The sequence below is a fragment of the Stenotrophomonas sp. TD3 genome, from assembly GCF_001939825.1.
In the GTDB taxonomy this organism is placed as follows: domain Bacteria; phylum Pseudomonadota; class Gammaproteobacteria; order Xanthomonadales; family Xanthomonadaceae; genus Stenotrophomonas.
In genome coordinates this window covers 1,910,048-1,929,594 of the sequence record NZ_MOYM01000001.1, presented here as the reverse complement: position 1 = coordinate 1,929,594, position 19,547 = coordinate 1,910,048, and the positions used below count along the sequence as shown (strand labels likewise).

Here is a 19,547-nt window from a genome sequence, read left to right as displayed (position 1 = left end):
GTCGCGCGGGGGGCGCGCGGCATGGGGGAGGACCTGGCTGGATTCAGTCTGGCTGGGTCGTTGAAAGTGGTGATGCCTCGCTACCGGCGGTACCGTTCAGCAGGGCCGAGGCCCGCGTCAGCAGCGCCGCCACCTCGTCCGCCTCGCCCTCGGCCCAGCGGCCGTGGTGGTGCACCAGCGCCCGCTTGAACTCGCGCAGGGCCGTGGCGAGCGGCGGCGGCAGCGAGGCCTTGGTGATCTCGCGGGCGCGGTCGAAGGCACGTCGCTGCGCCAGGCGTACCTGGGTGCGCTGCACCTTCAGCTCGAACTCGCCGGCGGCGGTGATGCGGAAGATCCGCTTGCCGTCCACTTCCTCGGCCTCGATCCAGCCGGCCTGCTCGAAGCTGGCCAGCAGCGGGTACATGGTGCCGGCGCTGGGCGTATAGGCCTGCATGAACTGGTTGCTGATCAGCTGCATCAGCTCGTAGCCATGCCGCGGCTGCTCGCCGATCAGGGCCAGCACCAGCAGGCGCAGGTCGCCGCGGCTCAGCACGCGCGGCTGGCCGTTGCGGCGGGGCACTGAAGAATCGTTGGAACGGGCTCTGGGAGAAGCGGTGCGGCTCATTTCGATATATCGGTAAACGAGTGTGCAAACGATATATCGATATATCGAAGCCGGCAATCACCGATCCGGCCACAAGCAGGTGCGTTTTGGGCCACGGCCGTCCGCCCACCCACAGCAAAAGGGGCGCCCCTTGCAGGGCGCCCCGGCGAAGCTGTGGAAGGGAGCAGGGCCGCCAGGCCCCTCACTCGCGGCCCACGCTGGACCCGATGCCGGTACCGATCCAGAGGCAGATGCGACATGTTGTCGCCGGTTCAGAACCGCTGCCCGGCCCCCACCTACGGCGGTGCCGGAGTTGCCCTACAACCGTCATCGGCAGCGGTAACACTGCGTCCTGCACATGGGCGCAGCGGCCCGCAAGCGACAGCCCGCGCAGCCGCCAAGGCCCGCCGCAGGGCCGTCAGCGGGCCCGGCAAGCCCCTTGCGGACACTGGCCGGTTGCATCCATACGCCTGCGTAGCCAAGTGACGAAAGCCCTTGGTGCGCTACACTTTGCGGTCTAGAAATCTATACAACAGTCGCGCGCGTGCGTGCGGTTATGGGAGCGCTAATGAACTGGTTGAACGAGGTGCTGAACAACGACCCGAATCCTGTGGAAACCCAGGAGTGGATCGAGTCGTTGAAGGCCGTTATTGATGTCGAGGGCTCCGAGCGCGCGCATCAGCTGCTGGAAGGCATGGTGGAACTGACCCGTCGTTCGGGCGCCTACCTGCCGTTCTCTCCCACCACCGAGTACGTCAACACCATCGAGCCGCAGCTCGAGGCCAAGAGCCCGGGCAACGCCGAGCTGGAATGGCGCATCCGTTCGATCATCCGCTGGAACGCGATGGCCACCGTGGTGCGCGCCAACCGCAAGCCGGGTGACCTGGGCGGCCACATCGCCTCGTTCGCCTCCGGCGCCACCCTGTACGACGTGGGCTTCAACCACTTCTGGCGCGCCCCGAGCGAAAACCACCCGGGCGACCTGCTGTTCATCCAGGGCCACAGCGCCCCGGGCATCTACGCGCGTTCCTTCCTGGAAGGCCGCATCAGCGAAGAGCAGCTGGACAAGTTCCGCATGGAAGTGGACGGCGGTGGCCTGTCCTCGTACCCGCACCCGTGGCTGATGCCGGAATACTGGCAGACCCCGACCGTGTCGATGGGCCTGGGCCCGCTGGCCGCCATCTACCAGGCGCAGTTCATGCGCTACCTGGAAAACCGTGGCCTGATCGAGAAGTCCGACCGCAAGGTGTGGTGCTTCATCGGCGATGGCGAGAGCGACGAGCCGGAAACCCTGGGTGCCATCGCCCTGGCCGGCCGTGAAGGCCTGGACAACCTGATCTTCGTGGTGAACTGCAACCTGCAGCGCCTGGACGGTCCGGTGCGCGGCAACGGCAAGATCATCCAGGAACTGGAAGGCGTGTTCCGTGGCGGCGGCTGGAACGTGATCAAGCTGCTGTGGGGCGGTTACTGGGATGCCCTGCTGGCCAAGGACAGCGACGGCGTCCTGAAGAAGCTGATGATGGAAACCGTCGACGGCGAATACCAGAACTGCAAGGCCTTCGGCGGCGCGTATACCCGCGAGCATTTCTTCGGCAAGTACCCGGAAACCGCTGCGATGGTCGCCGGCCTGAGCGACGACGACATCTGGCGCCTGAACCGTGGTGGCCACGACCCGCACAAGGTGTACGCCGCCTACCACCAGGCCGTGAACACCAAGGGCATGCCGACCGTCATCCTGGCCAAGACCGTGAAGGGTTACGGCATGGGCAGCGCCGGTGAGGCACTGAACCCGACCCACCAGACCAAGAAGCTGGACGACGAAGCGGTGCGCCACTTCCGCGACCGCTTCAACATTCCGGTGACCGACGCGCAGCTGGCCGACGGCCAGGTGCCGTTCTACCACCCGGGCCCGGATTCGCCGGAAGTGCAGTACCTGCAGGAACGCCGTGCCGCGCTGGGCGGTTACCTGCCGCAGCGCCGCCGCAAGGCCGACAAGACCTTCGTGGCGCCGAAGCTGGAAGCCTACGACCGCCTGCTGAAGAGCAGCGGCGAGCGCAGCTACTCCACCACCATGGCGTTCGTGCAGAGCCTGAACATCACCCTGCGTGACAAGGAACTGGGCCCGCACATCGTGCCGATCGTGGCCGACGAAGCCCGTACCTTTGGTATGGAAGGCCTGTTCCGCCAGATCGGCATCTACGCGCCGTTCGGCCAGAAGTACAAGCCGGTGGACGCGGACCAGCTGATGTTCTACCGCGAAGACCAGAGCGGCCAGGTGCTGCAGCAGGGCATCAGCGAGCCGGGTGCGATCAGCTCGTGGATGGCCGCCGGTACCAGCTACTCGGTCAGCAACGTGCCGATGCTGCCGTTCTACATCTACTACTCGATGTTCGGCTTCCAGCGCGTGGGCGACATCGCCTGGCAGGCTGCCGACATGCGTACCCGCGGCTTCCTGCTGGGTGGCACCGCCGGCCGCACCACGCTGAACGGTGAAGGCCTGCAGCACGAAGATGGCTTCAGCCATCTGGTGGCCGGTGGCATCCCGAACGTGCGCAGCTACGACCCGACCTTCGGCTTCGAAGTGACCGTGGTGCTGCAGCACGGCACCAAGCGCATGATGGAAGACCAGGTGGACGAGTACTACTACGTCACCCTGATGAACGAGAACTACACCCACCCGGAAATGCCGGAAGGCGCGGCCGAAGGCATCGTCAAGGGCATGTACCTGCTGACCGACGCCGGCAAGCCGAAGAAGGGCGAGCTGCGCGTGCAGCTGCTGGGCTCGGGCACCATCCTGCGCGAAGCCATTGCCGCGGCCGAGCTGCTGGATAAGGACTTCGGCGTGACTGCCGACATCTGGTCCTGCCCGAGCTTCAACGAACTGCGTCGCGATGGTTTCGACGTGGAACGTGCCAACCGCCTGCATCCGGAAGGTGAGCAGCGCAAGGCCTACGTGACCGAGCTGCTGGAAGGCCGCCAGGGCCCGGCGATTGCCGCCACCGACTACGTGCGTGCGTATGCGGACCAGATTCGTGCGTTCGTGCCGATGTCGTACACGGTGCTGGGTACGGATGGTTTTGGCCGTTCGGATACGCGTGCGAACCTGCGTCGGTTCTTCGAGGTTGACCGTTACTACATCGCCCATGCCGCGATTGCGGCGCTGGCTAAGGAAGGGAAGATGACCGCGAAGGATGTGGCCCGGGCGATCAAGCAGTACAAGATTGATCCGGAGAAGGCTAATCCTGTTGGGGTTTGATTGGGTTGAGCGATTTCGTTCAGAGGAGGCGGCCGTTGCCGCCTCTTCCGATGTAGGTATTTAAGATGTAGGTATTTAATCGGAATCCCTAGGGGGGCACATGGAAGTTCACAAACTGCAATTTGCAGGCGCCAAGGAAGCCAACAGCGTCGATGAAGGGGCTGACGAACTCATAAGAAATGCCGCATCCAATGAGCTCATATTCGCGGTTGTCGGTCATGCAGGCTCTGGTACAAGCAAAGTCGCAGAAAGCCTAAAAGTCGCGCTTGAGAACGCTGATTTTGAAGTCTTCATTCTCAAAGCGAGTGAGGCTATTCGTGAGTGGAATGCTGAACAGTCTTCCGATATCCCTACAGGTATCGCGGGAGCATCTGCGATGCAAGACTTGGGTGACAAGATGAGGTTTGCACTGGGAGATCATGCCGCGGTAGCAAGGCGTCTCATCGGGAAGGTCCGTGAGAAGCGCGCGGAGGCTTCTGGCCAGAAATTGGTCGAAGGTCAAGCGGTAATGCCTGATGGAAGGAAGAGAGCATATGTTCTGGACTCTCTACGTCATCCAGACGAAGTGAAAGCGCTTCGAAGTCTGTATCAAGACGCTTTCCTAACAATTGGTGTGGTATGTGATTCCAAGGTGCGCAAATCAAGACTTGTGGAAAAGTACAAGGATGATGCCCCAGCCAAGGTTGATCAGTTCATGGATCGAGATGCCGATGGTGACTTGGATCATGGGCAGCTTGTTGCTGAGACGTTCTTTTTGTCAGATTTCTTCGTGGATAACACTGAATCGAGATTTGAGGAAGAGAAGATTGGTGCAGTAAGTAAATCAAATCCCAATTGGCTTGTTCTAGAACATTTGGCAAGGCTTGTGGAGATTGTTACGCATTCTAGGGTTGTACGCCCATCATTGAGCGAGACCGCGATGTATCACGCACACGGTGCTCGAATGCGGAGTGCATGCCTCTCGCGGCAGGTAGGGGCGGCTTTGGTTGATGTGAACGGCGAGGTTGTGTCTACAGGTTGTAATGAAGTTCCTCAGGCTGGTGGAGGGGTATATGACGGTGAGTTTGGGAAGGATCACCGCTGCGCTTTCCATAATGAATATTGCAGTAGTGTTCGAGAGCAAAATCGAATAATTGATGCGGTGATTGAAATGTTCCCTGAGTTGAAAAATTCAGATAGGGATTTGGCTCGAGGAAGGCTGCGTAAGTCACCGCTTGGTGGTCTTCTGGAATTTAGTAGAGCGGTACACGCGGAAATGGATGCACTCCTTGCTGCTGCTCGAAAGGGAATATCAACGGTTGGATCTAAGCTCTTCGTAACTACCTTCCCTTGTCATTATTGTGCTCGTCATATAGTTGCCGCTGGAGTGGATGAGGTTCAGTTTATTGAGCCATATCCAAAAAGTTTGGCTATGACTCTTCATGATGATGCAATTTCAAGTTCAAGCAAGAGCGTGATACCGAGCGTCTTTGCCGCCAAAAGGAAATCGGGGCGTGATGTATCTAAGGACGATCCAAAGGTTCGCTTTGTACCTTTTACTGGTGTTGCCCCGGTGCTTTATCGCAGGGCGTTCTTGAAGGATCGTAGCTTGAAGAATAAAAGCACGGGTCAAATGAGTATTGGCGAGCCTGCATGGGGTGGTTCCATGGCCTTGCGGCGCGTTGGATATGTTGATCTTGAAGTGGCGATGGCAGATGTCTAATTCACACTTTCCCTTCGCAAAACTTAATAAGCCAGCTCTGAAGCTGGTGGGGGGGGGGGATTTTGAAGATTCAGGCATTTGTGCGCCGGTGAATGGGATTCAGATGGGGTTGTTTCCTCGGTCAGAGCGGTATTTGGCATCATTTTTCCATGTTGCCTATTTCGATCGATGTGATTTTCTGGAAACAATTTTTCAAGTTCGTCCGCGATTTCTACTTGATGTGCGAAGAAGTCCGAGCTTTAGGTCGCTCGACTTGGATCGAAGGAAAGTGTTTAGTGAGCTTGATGTTCTTGGGTCGGAATATATTGATGTTCCGGGTATTGTAGGGTACGGGCGTAGATGCGAATTGGTGTCGGACATGTCGCCGGTTCCGCGGTTAATAAAAGACCTGCTTGTTCCTCATCTTGGTGTGCCGCTATCTCTTATGTTTTTGTACGATAGCGTTGATGATATGGATTGCTATGCTAGGGGTGTAAATCCTATGCTTTCAAACGCCGTAGGGCGAGATTTTGAGCTTGAGGTTTTTATGGGTTCTCGACCTTGGTGATATTGATTTTGGTTGGTCTGATGTTAAGGTTTGAAGCTGGCGATGCGGAAATCAATGTCGCTGTTAGTATGTACTTTGTCTCGGAGTCCTCATTTGCAGTCCTGCAGGTTAGTGAAATACAGGGAAATGCAAACGGCCTCGACAGTTAGTTCACGCTCTTGGATTTCTGTCTCCTTCGCTCTACTCCCGCACCTGCAACCGCTCAGTCACCTGCGCAGTCAACGCCACACAAGCCATCTTCAACCCCTCCATAACCCGGTCCCCAAGGTACTCCTCGGGCGCGCCGTTCTGCCGAGTCCGCTCCGCAGCCAGCATCAGCTCCGCCACCACACGCAGCCCCGCCAGCGCGCAATCCGCATCCGCCAGTTGCAGACAGCGCCCAGGCAGTTGGTGCCGCTCCGGCCAAGGTTGGCCATCCGCAGCCGCACCGGCTCCGATACGGCGCAGCGTGGCGACGAAGGCGTTGGGATCGACGGACGGTTTGTGCTCGGGTTCGGCGTTGTCCGGATCGTACTGCGCGTGCAGGGAACGGAAGTCCGATGTGTTCATGGCAATGCTCCGTACAGGACAGATAGCAGCGCCACCGATAAAGGCGGCGGACGGTGCGTGGCTCGAAAACCGGTAAATGCCAGACCGGCGGGCCCGAAGGCCCCCACGCACCGCCCGCCATGGAACGCGAACGGATTGCCAGCCGGCGCCACCCGAAGGTGACGCCGACTGACAAGCGTATACAGCTGGCATAAACACGGGTTTTCGAGTCCCGCGCCACCCTTTTCGGTGGCACGCCAAGAGATACCCGCGCAGCTGCCAAATGCCAAGAAACTGCAGAACCGACGATTGTCAGTCCTGACGCTTTCGGCATTGTCGCACACGGTGTTAAGCCGGCAAGCGATTGCGCTGTAATGGTATTGAAGGACTTGGCGCTATTGGCCTCAAGCGTAGGAATGCCCGCAGCCAAGCCAATGGCCTAGGGCCAATCGCGACAGATTGGGGCAGCGGTTCAGCCGGGTGGCACCTCGGCCGTGGGCACGAAGGTCAGACGGACCCGCACCCGCGCATGCAGCGCGACGCCCTCAACCACGACCGGATCAAAGCGCCACTTGCGCACAGCGGTAAGGGCCGCACGATCCATCTCCCGCAGTCCGCTGGACCGCGCCACCATCACGTTGGAAACGTGGCCCAGCTCATCTAGTTGAGCAACCAGCAGCACCTGCATGGGAGCCTGCACGAAGGTATCGGGCGGCGTGGCGAGGGCCGTTGAATACACAAGGGCAGGCGCCTGCTGCAGCTCGAAGGTGGGGTTGTCACCGCGCTCCACGAATACTTCAGTGGAAACCTGCGGGTCTGTCGCCATGGCCATGGCGGGTGTAGCGCCCAGCAGTATCAGAACGAGGTTCAGCGCCAGGGCGGTGTTGAAGCGGGGCATACGTGGTTTCCATTCCGGTGCGCTGCCAGCATAGCGGCCATCCCCTGGCATCGCTTGCCTTGAATGCCGGCGTGCGGGATTTCTGCGCGGATCACATAGGCGCGCCAGGCCGTGGCCACAGCGCATCGTCGCGCTCTAGGTCGTAGTCGCTGCCGAAGGCGAGCGCCGCCTCGCGCGGCGGCAGGTCCGCATAGCAGCCCAGCAGGTACTCATCCATGCCGGCATCGCTATGGTCAATGGCGAACAGGTGGAGGAGCTCTTTGTCGAAGGCTTCCAGCCATGTGGCGTCGAGCTTGGTCATGGTCATCCTCCTGAGTGCAGGAATAGTGCCTGCACCATCGCATGCCTGCTAACACCAGAACTGGCTCGTGCAATGTTCATCGGCAGGAATCCCCATCCCACCCCAAGGTTATGTGAAGCCAGTTCATGTCCTGCCGGCCGGTGCGGTGTATAAACTGCCGGCACGTAAGTGCCCGAATGTGAGGAACGGATGCGACAGCTACTGAGGCCATGGATGGTACTGCTGCCCCTGCTTATGGGCGGCTGTAGTACCCGGGCACCCCAGATGTATGGCGATGGTTTCCCCGTCGCCAAGCCGATGGACCTGGTCCATGCAGGTGCGACGGTAGAGGCGCGTTTTGAACTGCCGCCGCCTTGGGAGAAGGATCCCAAGCCTCGCACGTTCCTGATCGGGTTCCGTACCGGTGGGCCTGCCAAGCGCCCGGACATGAAACCAGGCGATGTCGACTTCCTTGAAGACGCCCGGATTCCCCTGAAGGTGCAGCTGTGGAAGCTGGAGGGCGACACCGAAACGCCCATAGCACTACAGGTATTGAATCGCGATCTGCCTGCTGTCTGGCAGGGCAGCCGATATCAACCGGCCAAGGGTGATGTGTACGAATACAGGAGCGCCGTTGGCGCGGATTCGAACAGCCTGGTCAACGCAGGAAAGTACGACACGTCCCTGGCCTACAGGGAATACGAGGTGGCCCGTGCCGATTCCGGGGATCTGACGGCCGGGAAGTACCGGCTTAAGGTGACAAACCTTCAGGGCAACCCGGAAGTTGCACATCTCAACATCGAGCTTCTCGTCGCCAACTACAACGTGAAATAGGACTATGGACAGTCAATCGAATAGTGCAGCCGCACCTCAGGAAGGCAAGAAGGGCCCTTACACCGTCACGGTCTACCTCGCTGCTCCGGGGACACCTGTTGCAGGCAAGGATGGGACGACCCACTCATCTTCGGCGGGCCATGCCTACTTCATGGTTGCCGATGGTGACAAGAAAGACGGATATGGGTTCTCGCCGATAAAAACGGGGATCACCGGGCCTGGGCACGTGGTGAAGGGGGAATTCGAGACCTACCAGAACCCTCGGTTCTCCTACACGCTCGAGATCACCAAGGATCAGTACGACAAACTGAAGGCGTATGGCGAGGCGAGCGTCAATCGCGATCAGGACCGTTTCAATCTCTATTACAACGGCTTGTCGAACAGCTGCGTCGATTACGTGTGGACAGGCCTTGGTCAGGCCGGTTTGCGACCCAAGCTCGAGAAGCCCGATCCCAGCTTCGAAGGGACGATGAAGGTGCTTCCGAACATCGATGCGCTGAAGAGCATTCCCAAGCCGTTCCCCGATAGCAAGCTCAATTCGACGCACGAGAACCCCCTTCCCAAGAAGCAAACCACGTTGCAGAAGCTGTTGACCGAGGTGGAGGGCGAACTGCCGCCGCACGAACGGGTAGCCGCACTGTCTCCGGAATCGCAGCAGCTGTTTGATCGCATGCGATCGGACCTGCCTGAGAAGGTGAGCGATGCGCAGGTGATGTCAGCGATGGTTGCTGCGCGGGAGAACGGCATTCACCAGCCGCAACAGCTGCGCGATGTGGTGCTGCAGGAAGAGAAGATCTTCGTGATGGGCACGACGCCTGGCTTCAGGGCCATGGTGGATCTGAACCAGCCTCAGCAAAGCCTTGAGGAGGGGCTGGCCCGCAGTCAGCAGATCGACACGCGAGTGACTGAGCAGACCCGTCAGGAAACGCAGCAGCGCGAGGCGGCGACGCAGACGTCTGGCGGCATGCAGATGGGCTAGTGCCGCCACCCGCGAGCTTTCGGGGCGCTGGTACTGCTTGCTAGCTCACATATTCAGCAAGTCGCGATCGGCGCCCTCTATTCCTCCACCTGCGCCCCATCCCACCTATGCCATCATCCGCCCAGGACCGCAGTACCCAACAAGGCTGAGCAGGCATGGAGCAGGCAACACGCTACACCGCAACCCTTTATCTGGCCGCACCCGGCACCCCGCTGAAAAGTGGGGGCATCTCGCCGCGTGGCCATATGTACCTGCAGGTAGCCGCGGGCGAAGAGGCCCACAGTTACGGCTTCGCACCGCCGCGCCAGGCGCCGGGCGAAACCCGCACTGGCGTGCAGTACGCACAGGTGCGCCACGACGATGCGGATGAGCATCTGGACCCGTACTACAGCCGCACCCTGGAAATCACCGAGGAGCATTACGGCTGCCTGCGTGATTTCGCCGAGGAACCGGCCGAGTTCGAATTCGATGTGGATCGCCCGGCCACCATCAACCGCTGCAGCGATTTCGTCTGGGCGGCGCTGCACTACGCCGGCCTGCATCCGCTGCCGGCACCGCTGGACGGCGGCAGCAACCTGGGGGAGTTCGCGGTGCTGTTCAACCTGCCGGAAATCCAGTGCATTGCCGCGCCGTTCCCGGGCAGTGATCTGAATGCCGAAACCCACCACGCGATGCCCGAGCGCGAGGCCGAACATCATCGCCAAGGCGACCGTGCCATCGATGAACCGCCACCGACGCCGATTGAAGTGGCCGGCACGCTGCTGGACCCTTCGCACCCCGACCATCGCCTGTTCTCGCAGCTGATCCAGAAGGTAGCGGAGCTGGACGCTGCGCATGGTCGCCCGTTCGATGCGGCCAGCCAGCGCATCAGCGCCAGCCTGCTGGTGCTGGCCAAGCAGAACAATCTCTCGCGCGTGGACCACGTGCTGCTCAGCCAGCCGACCAGGAACAGCCACGCCGCCGAGAGCATCTTCATCGTGCAGGGCGACCGCAACGACCCGGGGCACCGCCGCGCCAGCATCGCCACCGAAGTGGCGGCCAAGACCGATGTGGCTGATTCGCTGCGGTTGAGGAAGCAGTAGGGGCGGGCTCTCCAAGGCCAACGGAAGTTGGTCCAGCTCCGTCGAAGTGGTGTCGCGCCAGGAGTAGGGGCCCTTCTGTCAGGGTCTGTCGGCTTTGCCTCTTGCAAATCGAAGCTTTGGGATCGCCAATTGATTGAGTCAATGGTCATGCCACCACTAGAATTCCCCCGTCTATGGGACGGGGTGGGTCATGGCTGCACAGCAGGAAGTGTTCAATTCGGATGGGCTGGTCATTGGCAAGACCTACAGCCGCAAGGAGATGGCTCATGCGGGTGGTGTAAAACCCCCCACTGAATCCCGTGATCCACGCTGGACGAACGGTGTAGTTTCCTTCAGTAACGCCACCTTGCTGCTTGTAACCCTGGAAAAGGGGGATGGCGGCTACGATGATTCCTTTGAGGGTGAGCAATTCCACTGGCAGAGTCAGTACCGCCAGAGCCAAACATCTAGGCGCATCGTTGCGCTGAAGAAGGGCGCCGTGAAGGCACTTCTATTCGTTCGCATCTATGCAAAACGGGGGCGGGACGCCCAGCCGTTCTACTACTGTGGTGAGGTCGTACTTCGGTCCATGGAGAAGAACAATCCCGTCGATTGCGTCTTCGATGTTAAGGAAGCTTTGCAAGGTAGAAGTGAGGCGCTCGACGAGATTCTTCGTTGGCGCCCCATTCGCCCTGGGGACACGCTCGGTGCGGAGTTGTTTAGTGCGCAAGAGGCGGCAGAGCAAGAGGCGCAGGCTGCGGATGACGCAGATCGTCGAAACAAGACGTTGCGGGCCATCTACGTACGCCGGGGGCAGCGAGCGTTCCGCCGAAGGCTACTGAAAAGCTACGACAAGACGTGTGCTGTAACGGGGTGCAAGATTGAGGCACTTCTGGAGGCGGCGCATATCAGCCCGTATCTTGGTGACCACACAAATTCCGTTAACAACGGATTGCTGCTCCGTGCGGACATTCACACGCTCTTTGACCTTGGACTACTTTGGATCGCGGAGGGCTTCATCATTCAAGTCGCGAAATCCGCGCGTGGCGCTCCTTACGCCGACTTGCATGGCAAGCCTTTGAGGCTGCCAAATGCCGCAAACGATCGGCCTAGCTCGGAAAGGCTTCAGCAGCATGCGAAGGTGGCTGCTGAGCGCAGAAAAAAGTACCGAGCCGCGCACTGAGCCTCGTTTGACGGGGTGGGGCGGTGAACTGAAGGGCGACGAAGGTCGAACGCCTGCCACGCCTGCGCAGACGCACGCCACGCCCCCCACCTGCTACCATTCCCCGGCAACCCCAGCCAGCCCACCCGCGCAGACAGATGCAGGTCGGGCCGTCGCAGTACGGCCCAGCGAGCCAGGACACCTTCCCGTGCCCATTCAAGGACGCTCGCATGTTCCGTAATCCTCTCTTCCGCTCGGCCGCGCTGGCCCTCGCTGTATCGCTCAGCCTCGGTACGCCCTCTGCATTCGCCGACAACGCACCTGCCGCCAGCGCCACCACCGCCGTGCAGCGCCAGGCCGTGGCCAAGGGCCTGTACGAGCTGGCCTACAGCCCGAAGCAGAACGCCGTGTTCGTGGCCTCGTCCGGTGGCTTCGGCGATGACGCCGGCCCGGCCCAGGTGCTGCGTCTGAACCCGACCACGCTGGCCGTGGAAACCCGCATCCCGCTGGAGCGCAAGGCGTTCGGCGTGGTGCTGGATGACGCCCACAACCGCCTGTACGTGGGCAACACCGTGGACCTGTCGGTGACCGTGGTCGACACCGCGCAGAACAAGGCCGTCGGCACCATCCAGCTGATGGAGAAGAAGACCGGCAAGGACGGCAAGGCCGCCTACACCCACGATCTGCGCGAGCTGGTGGTCGACAGCGTGGCCAACCGCCTGTACGTGACCGGCCACAGCAGCCAGCCGGACGTGAGCAGCGTGCTGTTCGTGATCGATACGAACACGCTGAAGGTGATCAACACCATCGACGGCCTGGGCAATGCCAAGGCACCGGGCCTGGCGCTGGATGCGGCCAACAAGCGCGTCTACACCAGCAACCTGCTGGCCGACCTGGTGGTGGTGGGCACCGATTCGAACAAGGTGGTGGCGCAGCACAAGATCGCCGCCGAGCAGCCGATGAACATCGCGCTGGACCCGGCCGGCAAGCGCCTGTTCGTGACCGACCAGGGCTCGGAATTCCTGCGTGGCTACCAGGCCAAGAGCAGTGGCCTGGTCAGCAAGCATCCGGGCCAGCGCGTGCTGGTGCTCGACCGCAGTACCGGCAAGGAACTGGCCAGCATCCCGACCGACGCCGGCCCGCTGGGCATCCTGCTGGATGCGCCGCGCAAGCGCCTGTACGTGACCAACCGCGAAGCCGGTACGGTGACGGCGTACAACAGTGACAGCTACCAGAAGGTGGCCACCTACACGGTGCCGACCCACCCGAACAGCCTGGCGCTGGATGCGAAGAACAACGTGTTGTTCGTGAGCATCAAGAACGGCGAGAAGGATGACAAGGGCGCTGACGAGAGCGTGGCGCGGATTCAGCTGTAAGGCGCTGACGCCGGGCCCCGCCCGTCGACGTGCCGCGTGAAGAAGGCAGGGTGAAGACCCTGCCTTTTTCTTTGCACGGTTGCAGTGCCGGAGGCCGCCCGCTAGGGTTGAAGCCCATGGCAGGGAGCCAAAGGGTCTGAATCATGCTGGGTATCCATCGCTGGCTGCGCGCCGGCCTGTTCTTCACGCTGGCGAGCGCACTCGGCGCCTGCAGCAATCGCGTACCGGACGCGCCGGAGCCGCTGGAACTGGTCAAGCCGATCGATGTGGCCGAACCCGGCCAGGCGGTGCGGTTCGAATTCGAGACGAATACCCGCAACTTCTATCCGGGTCGACCCTATGTGCTGGATCTTGAAGTGCAGCGACATGGGCCCGGGCCCGGCAGTGAGCCAGACATGGACAGTGTTCATGTTCCCTTCCAGCTGTCCCTGCAGCGCTGGGTAGCAGGTGCCTGGCAGGACGTTGCAACCTCTGATGTCCATCAGGCAAGGGCGCGCAATCTGGGTGAGCCGCTCCCCGAATGGCATGCATCGGCAGACTGGCGCTACGCGCAGCAGGTATCGATGGACGCCAACCGATACAGGTTGAGCATCGCCCCGCTGCCGCTGGAAACGGGTGCCCGCTACCGCCTGGATGTGCGCACGGTGCAGCCCACCGCTGCGCTCCAGCATTACCCGGCACAGCTGCGGGTTCATGCAGACCCACTCTCTGGAAAATAGTCGACATCCCACCGCTGGAAGGAACTGAAGGATTCTTCTTATGGATAAGCCGCGCTACACCGTAGAAATCGTCATTGCCGCACCTGGTACGCCGTTGGTGGACGAGAGAGGTGTACAGAAAGTTGTGGACGGGGTTCCGCAGACATCCGGGCCCGGGCACATGTTCTACGTGCTCCATGGGCCGGACAAGACCACGCGGAGTTTCGGCTTCGCGCCTTCCGAGCATGGAAGCATGAACGGGCCGGGCGAGGTCATGAAGACCGACGCGGCCGAGTACAGGAACCCCCATTACAGCCGCACGCTCGAGATCAGCGAGCAACAGTACAAAAAGCTTGAGGCGTTCGGCGCGCACCCGGACAAGTACGGCTTCGATCTGCAATACAAGGACGTGCGCCACAACTGCGTGGATTTCACCTGGGAAGCACTGAATCACGCCGGCATCGAGCGGAAGAGAAGTATCGACGTGAACGGGCTGGTCGGTCCTGCCGCGCAGCTTCTTCCGGATGTGCGCATTCCTCTGGGCATGAAGGGCGAAGGCAAGGACGCTTATCGTCCGCTGCGCAACATCCACGGCGTCGAAAGCATCGATCCGCCGTTCCCCGACAGCGAGCTCAACCGTACGAAAACCAACCCGATGCCCGATCGCACGTGGAAGCAGCACCTGCTGAGCGAGAACGACGACATGGGTGAGCGCAGCGGTGAGCGATTGGCCAACGACGCACGTGCGCCGGGTGATGCGTTGCATCCGCTGGACCAGCGTGTGCGTGCGGCGCTGGGTGAGGCCGCCGATCGGCAGGGGCTGCCGCCGGGACAGCAGCCCGAACTGCTGGCGGGCCACCTGACGCGCTTGGCGGTGCAGGGCGGCTACACCGAGCGCGACACCTTGCAGGTGGCCTTCAGCAGTGGCGGTGCGGCGGATTCGCCGGGCTATGTCTTTCTGCAACGCACGGGCGAGACCGCATCACCGGACCCGGCGGCGAACCGCCAGCGCCTTTCGCTGGCCGATACCCAGCAGGGCACGGTTGAAGAGGTGTACCAGCTCGCCAGCGTGCAGCATCAGGGCCGCGAGGCCAGCCGCGTCGCGCAGGACGATCAGCTGCAGCAGCAGACGCAGCACGCTCAGCCGCGAATGGGCTGATACAGGGTTTTCCACAGGCGTCGATGGCATCGACGCCTGGTGGCATTCACCCCAGGCGATGCACGGGATTCTGCTGCGGGTCCTGCGCCTGTGCATCCAGCGTCTGCTGCTCAGCCTGCGCCTGCGGCTGCACACCCAGCCCCAGCTTCTGCATCGACTGCTCCACCGGCGTCTGTGCCGCCACAGCGGTCGGCATCATCGCGCGCAGATGCGCGGGGTTGGCCGGGTCGCCCTGCACCACGAAGACGTTGTGCCCGGCCGGGTGCTGGGCCGTCGCAGTGCTGACCAGCACATGGTCGACCTGCTGCAGGCCCTGCTCGCGGGCGAGCACGGTCAGGCTGGCGGTCAGGCGCTCGCTGGTCTGGTCGAACGGACGGCCATGCTGGGCGTCCAGCGCGGCCACGCCCTGGCGGATCTGCTGGTTGAGGCCGTACTCGGGATGGTTGGGGGTGATCTCTGCCATGGCGATCGGACGGTAGCGGTGGGTCGTGGTGGACCCCGCCAGTATAGATCCGGCCCGTGAAGCACGCCCGATGGGTCAGTCCGCCGGGTGATGGTCGTAGCTGATCACCCGTTCGGCCAGCCAGCGCCCATCCACGCGGCGCCAGATCTGGATGAAGCGGGCCTGGCCCACCCAGCGCTCCACGCCGTCCTTGCCGCGCTCGTGGAAGCGGTGGTCGCCGATTTCCAGCGCCCGCTCATCGTGCAGCGGGAACACCTGCAGTGAGGAATCCACCAGCTCGCGGCGCAGGTGCCAGCCGCCCTTGCGCGCGTTGTCGCACATGCTGGCCACGCTGCGGTGGAAGTCCTCGCGGTTGCTGGCCGACTTGCCGTCCTTGTCATGGAAGAACTCCATGTCTTCGGTGGTCATCGCGGCGGCCCTGTCGGCATCGCAGGCCTCGAAGGCCACAGCAAACAGCTGGGTATCGGCCTGGCGGATCTGTTCGCGCAGGTCATCGTCGGGCGAGGGTGCGGCAGCGAGGCCGGCGGCCAGCAGGGGCAGGGTGAGCAGCAACATGGCGAAACTCCCGGGAGTGATGCGCGCAGGCTGGCATGCGGCTGACCATGGCGGTACGGCGCTGCGACGAAACCGGGAAGGCGCGGTGCGAAGGCCGGGAATGCCGGTGCGGCGCCGTGCGGAAGCGTGTGCAGGCGATGTCACGGGCGGGCGCGATTCCCTCACGGCTGCCATAGGGCGTGGCCGCTAGCCTGCAATCCTCCCCTTCCACAGGAGCTCCCATGCCTGCTTCCCGCATCCGCCTGCATGTTGAAGACAGTGGTGGCGACGGCCGCCCGGTGATCCTGATCCATGGCTGGCCGTTGTCCGCCGATGCCTGGAAACCGCAGGTGTCGATCCTGCGCGATGCCCAGCACCGGGTGATCAGCTACGACCGGCGCGGCTTCGGGCGCTCCGACAAGCCGGCCGAGGGCTATGACTACGACACGCTGGCGGCGGACCTGGCGGGGTTGATCGAGGCGCGTGACCTGCGCGACGTCACCCTGATCGGTTTCTCGATGGGCGGCGGCGAGGTGGCGCGCTACGTGGCCAACCATGGTCAGGATCGACTGCACAGTGTGGTGTTCGCTGCGGCGGTGCCGCCGTTCCTGCTGCGTAGTGACGACAACCCCGAGGGACCGCTGACGCAGGCCAAGGCCGATGACATGCGCAGTGGGCTGGAGAAGGACCGCGAGGCGTTCTTCGATGGGTTCACCCGTGATTTCTTCAGCGCCAACGGCCAGTTGATGGTGACCGAAGAGACGCGACAGGCGGCGATCGCGCTGTGTCATCAATCCGACCAGGCGGCGGCGCTGGGCTGCATGAAGGCGTTTGCCACTACCGATTTCCGCGATGACCTGAAGAAGATCACGGTGCCGACCTTGATCCTGCACGGCGACAGTGACGCCATCGTGCCGTTCGAGGGCTCCGGCCAGCGCACCCATCAGGCGATTGCGGGCAGCGAGGTGGTGATCCTGGAGGGCGCGCCGCATGGCTGCAACACCAGCCACGCGGATCATTTCAATCTGGCGCTGCTGAATTTCCTGAAGCGGTAAGCTGCAGCGATGCGCGAGCCGAAGACACCACCGTGGAAGAAGCCCAAGCCCAAGGGGCAGGCGCCGCAGCCGCTGTCGGATGCGCAGAAGGCTGCGGCGCGGCAGCGGGCGGAGGAGAACGGGCGGCGCTATCCGAACCTGGTGGACAACATGTGGGCGTCGAAGCTGCCGCGTGGTGCGTGAGCGTTGTCGCCGAGCATGGCCCGGCGACAGGTCTATTTCAGTTCTATTAGCTGTGAGCCTGTGTTTTGTCTGCCGCCAGTGGGCGCTGACTTGATGAGTCGCTGGCCTCTTCCGGCGCAGCGGCTGCTGCCGAGCAAGCACGAGTTGCAACTCGGGGAAGTGCCGATCGCCGTTGGGAGCTGCCACTCCATGCCGCAGGCCGGAAGCCAGCAAAATCCTCCCGGCGGACGGCGACGCTGCGCATCTCCGTCGGCGTATCGGCGATCCGACAGCCAATCAGGACTTCGGCGCCAATCCTTGAGATCACACTTACCGGCCCTGCACTGTAAAGGCCGTTGTCGTACGTCGTGACCCGGCATTGGTCGATGATGCCGGCCTCCCGGAGGACGCCGCATCCTCTTGCGGAGAGGATGACGGTCTGGCCTTCCATGCGGCCCAGCTTGAGTGCGGCGAAGCTGAGATCGGCGATATGGTTGAAGGCACCCAGCCCCAAGAGCAGGCTGATCGCGACTACGGTGAGGCCTCCGACGCGGTTCCACGTCTTCTTCCGGCCTGACTGATAGATCACCCAGTTGATGATGGGCACCAGCAGAAGCAGTGCTGAAATGCCCAGTGGCTTGATCTGCGACTCCGGCGGAGCCAGAAACTCGTAGAGCAACGTTGCAGTCGGAATCACGACCGCGTAGATGGACCACGCGGCAATGGTGAGAATCATTGTCCATGAGAGCCCGCAGTGGCTGAGGAAGCGTCGCCCCTTCAGGGTCTGGGCACTTGCCAGCAGAACCGCTGCCAGCACCAGCGCGACCACGACGTAGACAAGTTCGAATACCAGATGGTCCGACAGGCCAAACAGAAGCACCGCGTGCGTCAGGAAGGCGAGCAGGAAGCCTGCACAGATGGCCAGCAGCGAGAGCGCCCAGACGTGCCTCCTGCGCTTGGTCAACGACTGCACTGGTAGTGACGAGCCGCAGCAACCGCATTCGCTCATTACGGCTATCCGGCGTGTTGCGTACTGACGCCGGAGCTCGGGACGCTGAGGTCTGCGGATGACCCTGGCCTCGCTCAGCAGGTGGAAGGCATAGCCCGGGAGGAACAGCGGGACCAGGAAATAAACCGCACCGATCACACTGATGGCCAGCATGGAGGCACCGACGACACCGAGGTCGGTAATCGCTAGTTGCGGCACGTAGTTCATTCTCACGAACTGAAGGATGAGAAGCAGAAGGCTGCCTATGCCTACGATCCAGCCGTGCTTCCTGATGAGCTTGAGTATGGATCCAATGGTCTTTGCGGGTGATTCCGACGTGCTCATCGGGAAGTCCTTTTCGGTATTGAAGCCGTGGGTACCTGCTGCCGCGCTTGCAGCTCCACCGGAACATCGGCCCAAAGCAGGGCATCTTTAGCGGAAGGGTCATGGCATCGTCCGCGAAGAAGCGTTCCGCGCCCTCCGTAGCATCGTTTAGGGCCGGCGCTGCTACGCTGCGACGGGCATCGTTGTCGCATCCGCCAGCCGACACGCACGGGGCGCTTGGGTAGGATGGCTCTTTGCTGTCATGGATGAACCGATGAGCCCTGCCACGTCCCGAATTCGTCGTATCTGTGGGCAGGGGCCGATCCTGTTGATGCTTCAGTGGGTCGCGCTGCTGTCTGTGGTGCTGGCTGCCGGCTTCTTCCATTACCGTGTGGAGCTGTTGCTGGAGCCGGTGACGGTGGCCTGCGGGGGCCCGGACGCGCAGGCGCGATTGCAGGTTGCCGAACAGGTGATGGCGCGCGCGGGCGCGCTGGATGACTGGCAACCCCTGGGCTGGATCCCATGGGTGGGCGTGGTGCTGGCGTTGCTCGGGGCCATGGCGGTATGCGCAAGCCGTGCGCTATGGCTGCGCGATCGGCTGCGCACGGCGAACGTGGCGCTTATGGTGCTGCACGGTGGCGCCCTGGGCTTGGCCGGATGGGTGCTGCACCTGTATGAGAATGCGTGGAGCAATGTGGCGCGGCTGTCACCCACGGCGTGCCTGGTGGAGCTGTTGTCGGAGGGCGATGTACCGCTGGAGCAGGCGCAGCGCGTGGTGTTCCACATCCTGGCGCGGGTGAACGCGCCATTGCTGCGCAATCCGGATGATCTGGCGCTGGTGTTGACGGTGCTGCTGTTGGCCGCGATGGCCGGTGGCGTTGCCCTGTGGCGCGCGATCGCGCGGGCCCGGGCGGGCTGAGCACGCTCGGCGGCGCGCGGCAATCGCGCTACAGTCGAC

General features: G+C 62.1%; 20 protein-coding genes. 13 read left to right on the top strand and 7 right to left on the bottom strand.

The genetic code is table 11. From position 1 onward, the window contains the following. Positions 1 to 43 precede the first annotated feature (43 nt). Positions 44 to 604 carry a PadR family transcriptional regulator gene (locus tag BKE09_RS09035; protein WP_075675520.1) on the bottom strand — a complete coding sequence of 187 codons (561 nt, stop codon included), beginning with the start codon at positions 602 to 604 and terminating at the stop codon, positions 44 to 46. Positions 605 to 1,151: 547 nt separating this feature from the next. On the opposite strand from BKE09_RS09035, the gene aceE reads away from it, so the two are divergent. From aceE to BKE09_RS23240, 3 genes are all read left to right on the top strand, one after another. Beyond that, a complete protein-coding gene (gene aceE / locus BKE09_RS09030) occupies positions 1,152 to 3,839 on the top strand; it encodes a pyruvate dehydrogenase (acetyl-transferring), homodimeric type (protein ID WP_046984452.1) in 2,688 nt (895 codons plus the stop codon). A gap of 100 nt (positions 3,840 to 3,939) precedes the next feature. After that, entirely contained in the window at positions 3,940 to 5,541 is a 1,602-nt protein-coding gene (locus BKE09_RS09025; protein ID WP_083663074.1) for an anti-phage dCTP deaminase, read from the top strand. Further along, entirely contained in the window at positions 5,534 to 6,088 is a 555-nt protein-coding gene (locus BKE09_RS23240) for a hypothetical protein (RefSeq protein WP_139319632.1), read from the top strand. The genes BKE09_RS09025 and BKE09_RS23240 overlap by 8 nt, the downstream gene beginning before the upstream one ends. 180 nt (positions 6,089 to 6,268) lie before the next feature. On the opposite strand, the gene BKE09_RS09020 is transcribed toward BKE09_RS23240, so the two are convergent. From BKE09_RS09020 to BKE09_RS09010, 3 genes are all read right to left on the bottom strand, one after another. Then, complete coding sequence (locus tag BKE09_RS09020; RefSeq protein ID WP_075675519.1) at positions 6,269 to 6,637, bottom strand: hypothetical protein; 369 nt, start codon at positions 6,635 to 6,637, stop codon at positions 6,269 to 6,271. Positions 6,638 to 7,088: 451 nt separating this feature from the next. Next, positions 7,089 to 7,514 (bottom strand): energy transducer TonB, encoded by a 426-nt coding sequence (locus BKE09_RS09015; protein ID WP_075675518.1) that lies wholly within the window; start codon positions 7,512 to 7,514, stop codon positions 7,089 to 7,091. 91 nt (positions 7,515 to 7,605) lie between these two features. Further along, complete coding sequence (locus BKE09_RS09010) at positions 7,606 to 7,815, bottom strand: hypothetical protein (protein ID WP_170871735.1); 210 nt, start codon at positions 7,813 to 7,815, stop codon at positions 7,606 to 7,608. A 213-nt stretch (positions 7,816 to 8,028) separates the two neighbouring features. Here BKE09_RS09010 and BKE09_RS09005 point away from each other — a divergent pair, with 213 nt between their 5' ends. From BKE09_RS09005 to BKE09_RS08975, 7 genes are all read left to right on the top strand, one after another. After that, on the top strand, positions 8,029 to 8,628 hold the full coding sequence (locus BKE09_RS09005) for a hypothetical protein (RefSeq protein ID WP_075675516.1): 600 nt from the start codon (positions 8,029 to 8,031) through the stop codon (positions 8,626 to 8,628). Positions 8,629 to 8,632: 4 nt separating this feature from the next. Beyond that, positions 8,633 to 9,607 carry a lytic enzyme gene (locus tag BKE09_RS09000; protein ID WP_240502892.1) on the top strand — a complete coding sequence of 325 codons (975 nt, stop codon included), beginning with the start codon at positions 8,633 to 8,635 and terminating at the stop codon, positions 9,605 to 9,607. A gap of 155 nt (positions 9,608 to 9,762) precedes the next feature. Then, complete coding sequence (locus tag BKE09_RS08995) at positions 9,763 to 10,689, top strand: XVIPCD domain-containing protein (RefSeq protein ID WP_075675515.1); 927 nt, start codon at positions 9,763 to 9,765, stop codon at positions 10,687 to 10,689. Between the two features lie 190 nt (positions 10,690 to 10,879). Continuing rightward, positions 10,880 to 11,851 carry a DUF3427 domain-containing protein gene (locus BKE09_RS08990; protein WP_075675514.1) on the top strand — a complete coding sequence of 324 codons (972 nt, stop codon included), beginning with the start codon at positions 10,880 to 10,882 and terminating at the stop codon, positions 11,849 to 11,851. Between the two features lie 209 nt (positions 11,852 to 12,060). Further along, positions 12,061 to 13,206, top strand: coding sequence for a YncE family protein (locus tag BKE09_RS08985; RefSeq protein WP_075675513.1), 1,146 nt, complete (start codon positions 12,061 to 12,063; stop codon positions 13,204 to 13,206). 143 nt (positions 13,207 to 13,349) lie between these two features. Then, positions 13,350 to 13,925: a hypothetical protein gene (locus BKE09_RS08980; RefSeq protein WP_075675512.1), complete on the top strand. Its 576-nt coding sequence runs from the start codon at positions 13,350 to 13,352 to the stop codon at positions 13,923 to 13,925. A gap of 40 nt (positions 13,926 to 13,965) precedes the next feature. Then, positions 13,966 to 15,063 (top strand): hypothetical protein, encoded by a 1,098-nt coding sequence (locus BKE09_RS08975; RefSeq protein WP_049443537.1) that lies wholly within the window; start codon positions 13,966 to 13,968, stop codon positions 15,061 to 15,063. 46 nt (positions 15,064 to 15,109) lie between these two features. Here the strand turns inward: BKE09_RS08975 and BKE09_RS08970 are convergent, their stop codons facing one another. Both BKE09_RS08970 and BKE09_RS08965 read right to left on the bottom strand, forming a co-directional pair. Then, a complete protein-coding gene (locus tag BKE09_RS08970; RefSeq protein ID WP_075675511.1) occupies positions 15,110 to 15,526 on the bottom strand; it encodes an XVIPCD domain-containing protein in 417 nt (138 codons plus the stop codon). A gap of 75 nt (positions 15,527 to 15,601) precedes the next feature. Further along, positions 15,602 to 16,081 (bottom strand): nuclear transport factor 2 family protein, encoded by a 480-nt coding sequence (locus BKE09_RS08965; protein WP_075675510.1) that lies wholly within the window; start codon positions 16,079 to 16,081, stop codon positions 15,602 to 15,604. Between the two features lie 221 nt (positions 16,082 to 16,302). Between BKE09_RS08965 and BKE09_RS08960 the strand changes: the two genes are divergently transcribed. Both BKE09_RS08960 and BKE09_RS23490 read left to right on the top strand, forming a co-directional pair. Further along, positions 16,303 to 17,115, top strand: coding sequence for an alpha/beta hydrolase (locus BKE09_RS08960; RefSeq protein ID WP_075675509.1), 813 nt, complete (start codon positions 16,303 to 16,305; stop codon positions 17,113 to 17,115). 9 nt (positions 17,116 to 17,124) lie between these two features. Next, entirely contained in the window at positions 17,125 to 17,298 is a 174-nt protein-coding gene (locus BKE09_RS23490; RefSeq protein ID WP_168356083.1) for a hypothetical protein, read from the top strand. A gap of 46 nt (positions 17,299 to 17,344) precedes the next feature. Here BKE09_RS23490 and BKE09_RS08955 read toward each other — a convergent pair whose 3' ends face one another. Beyond that, complete coding sequence (locus BKE09_RS08955) at positions 17,345 to 18,610, bottom strand: hypothetical protein (protein WP_075675508.1); 1,266 nt, start codon at positions 18,608 to 18,610, stop codon at positions 17,345 to 17,347. Between the two features lie 253 nt (positions 18,611 to 18,863). On the opposite strand from BKE09_RS08955, the gene BKE09_RS08950 reads away from it, so the two are divergent. Continuing rightward, positions 18,864 to 19,508 (top strand): hypothetical protein, encoded by a 645-nt coding sequence (locus BKE09_RS08950; protein WP_083663073.1) that lies wholly within the window; start codon positions 18,864 to 18,866, stop codon positions 19,506 to 19,508. Positions 19,509 to 19,547 lie beyond the last annotated feature (39 nt).

Bases quoted from the DNA above. Each gene is read 5' to 3' on its own strand.
- BKE09_RS09035 (WP_075675520.1), bottom strand. From the start codon at position 604: ATGAGCCGCACCGCTTCTCCCAGAGCCCGTTCCAACGATTCTTCAGTG.
- aceE (WP_046984452.1), top strand. From the start codon at position 1,152: ATGAACTGGTTGAACGAGGTGCTGAACAACGACCCGAATCCTGTGGAA.
- BKE09_RS09025 (WP_083663074.1), top strand. From the start codon at position 3,940: ATGGAAGTTCACAAACTGCAATTTGCAGGCGCCAAGGAAGCCAACAGC.
- BKE09_RS23240 (WP_139319632.1), top strand. From the start codon at position 5,534: ATGTCTAATTCACACTTTCCCTTCGCAAAACTTAATAAGCCAGCTCTG.
- BKE09_RS09020 (WP_075675519.1), bottom strand. From the start codon at position 6,637: ATGAACACATCGGACTTCCGTTCCCTGCACGCGCAGTACGATCCGGAC.
- BKE09_RS09015 (WP_075675518.1), bottom strand. From the start codon at position 7,514: ATGCCCCGCTTCAACACCGCCCTGGCGCTGAACCTCGTTCTGATACTG.
- BKE09_RS09010 (WP_170871735.1), bottom strand. From the start codon at position 7,815: ATGACCAAGCTCGACGCCACATGGCTGGAAGCCTTCGACAAAGAGCTC.
- BKE09_RS09005 (WP_075675516.1), top strand. From the start codon at position 8,029: ATGGTACTGCTGCCCCTGCTTATGGGCGGCTGTAGTACCCGGGCACCC.
- BKE09_RS09000 (WP_240502892.1), top strand. From the start codon at position 8,633: ATGGACAGTCAATCGAATAGTGCAGCCGCACCTCAGGAAGGCAAGAAG.
- BKE09_RS08995 (WP_075675515.1), top strand. From the start codon at position 9,763: ATGGAGCAGGCAACACGCTACACCGCAACCCTTTATCTGGCCGCACCC.
- BKE09_RS08990 (WP_075675514.1), top strand. From the start codon at position 10,880: ATGGCTGCACAGCAGGAAGTGTTCAATTCGGATGGGCTGGTCATTGGC.
- BKE09_RS08985 (WP_075675513.1), top strand. From the start codon at position 12,061: ATGTTCCGTAATCCTCTCTTCCGCTCGGCCGCGCTGGCCCTCGCTGTA.
- BKE09_RS08980 (WP_075675512.1), top strand. From the start codon at position 13,350: ATGCTGGGTATCCATCGCTGGCTGCGCGCCGGCCTGTTCTTCACGCTG.
- BKE09_RS08975 (WP_049443537.1), top strand. From the start codon at position 13,966: ATGGATAAGCCGCGCTACACCGTAGAAATCGTCATTGCCGCACCTGGT.
- BKE09_RS08970 (WP_075675511.1), bottom strand. From the start codon at position 15,526: ATGGCAGAGATCACCCCCAACCATCCCGAGTACGGCCTCAACCAGCAG.
- BKE09_RS08965 (WP_075675510.1), bottom strand. From the start codon at position 16,081: ATGTTGCTGCTCACCCTGCCCCTGCTGGCCGCCGGCCTCGCTGCCGCA.
- BKE09_RS08960 (WP_075675509.1), top strand. From the start codon at position 16,303: ATGCCTGCTTCCCGCATCCGCCTGCATGTTGAAGACAGTGGTGGCGAC.
- BKE09_RS23490 (WP_168356083.1), top strand. From the start codon at position 17,125: ATGCGCGAGCCGAAGACACCACCGTGGAAGAAGCCCAAGCCCAAGGGG.
- BKE09_RS08955 (WP_075675508.1), bottom strand. From the start codon at position 18,610: ATGAGCACGTCGGAATCACCCGCAAAGACCATTGGATCCATACTCAAG.
- BKE09_RS08950 (WP_083663073.1), top strand. From the start codon at position 18,864: ATGAGCCCTGCCACGTCCCGAATTCGTCGTATCTGTGGGCAGGGGCCG.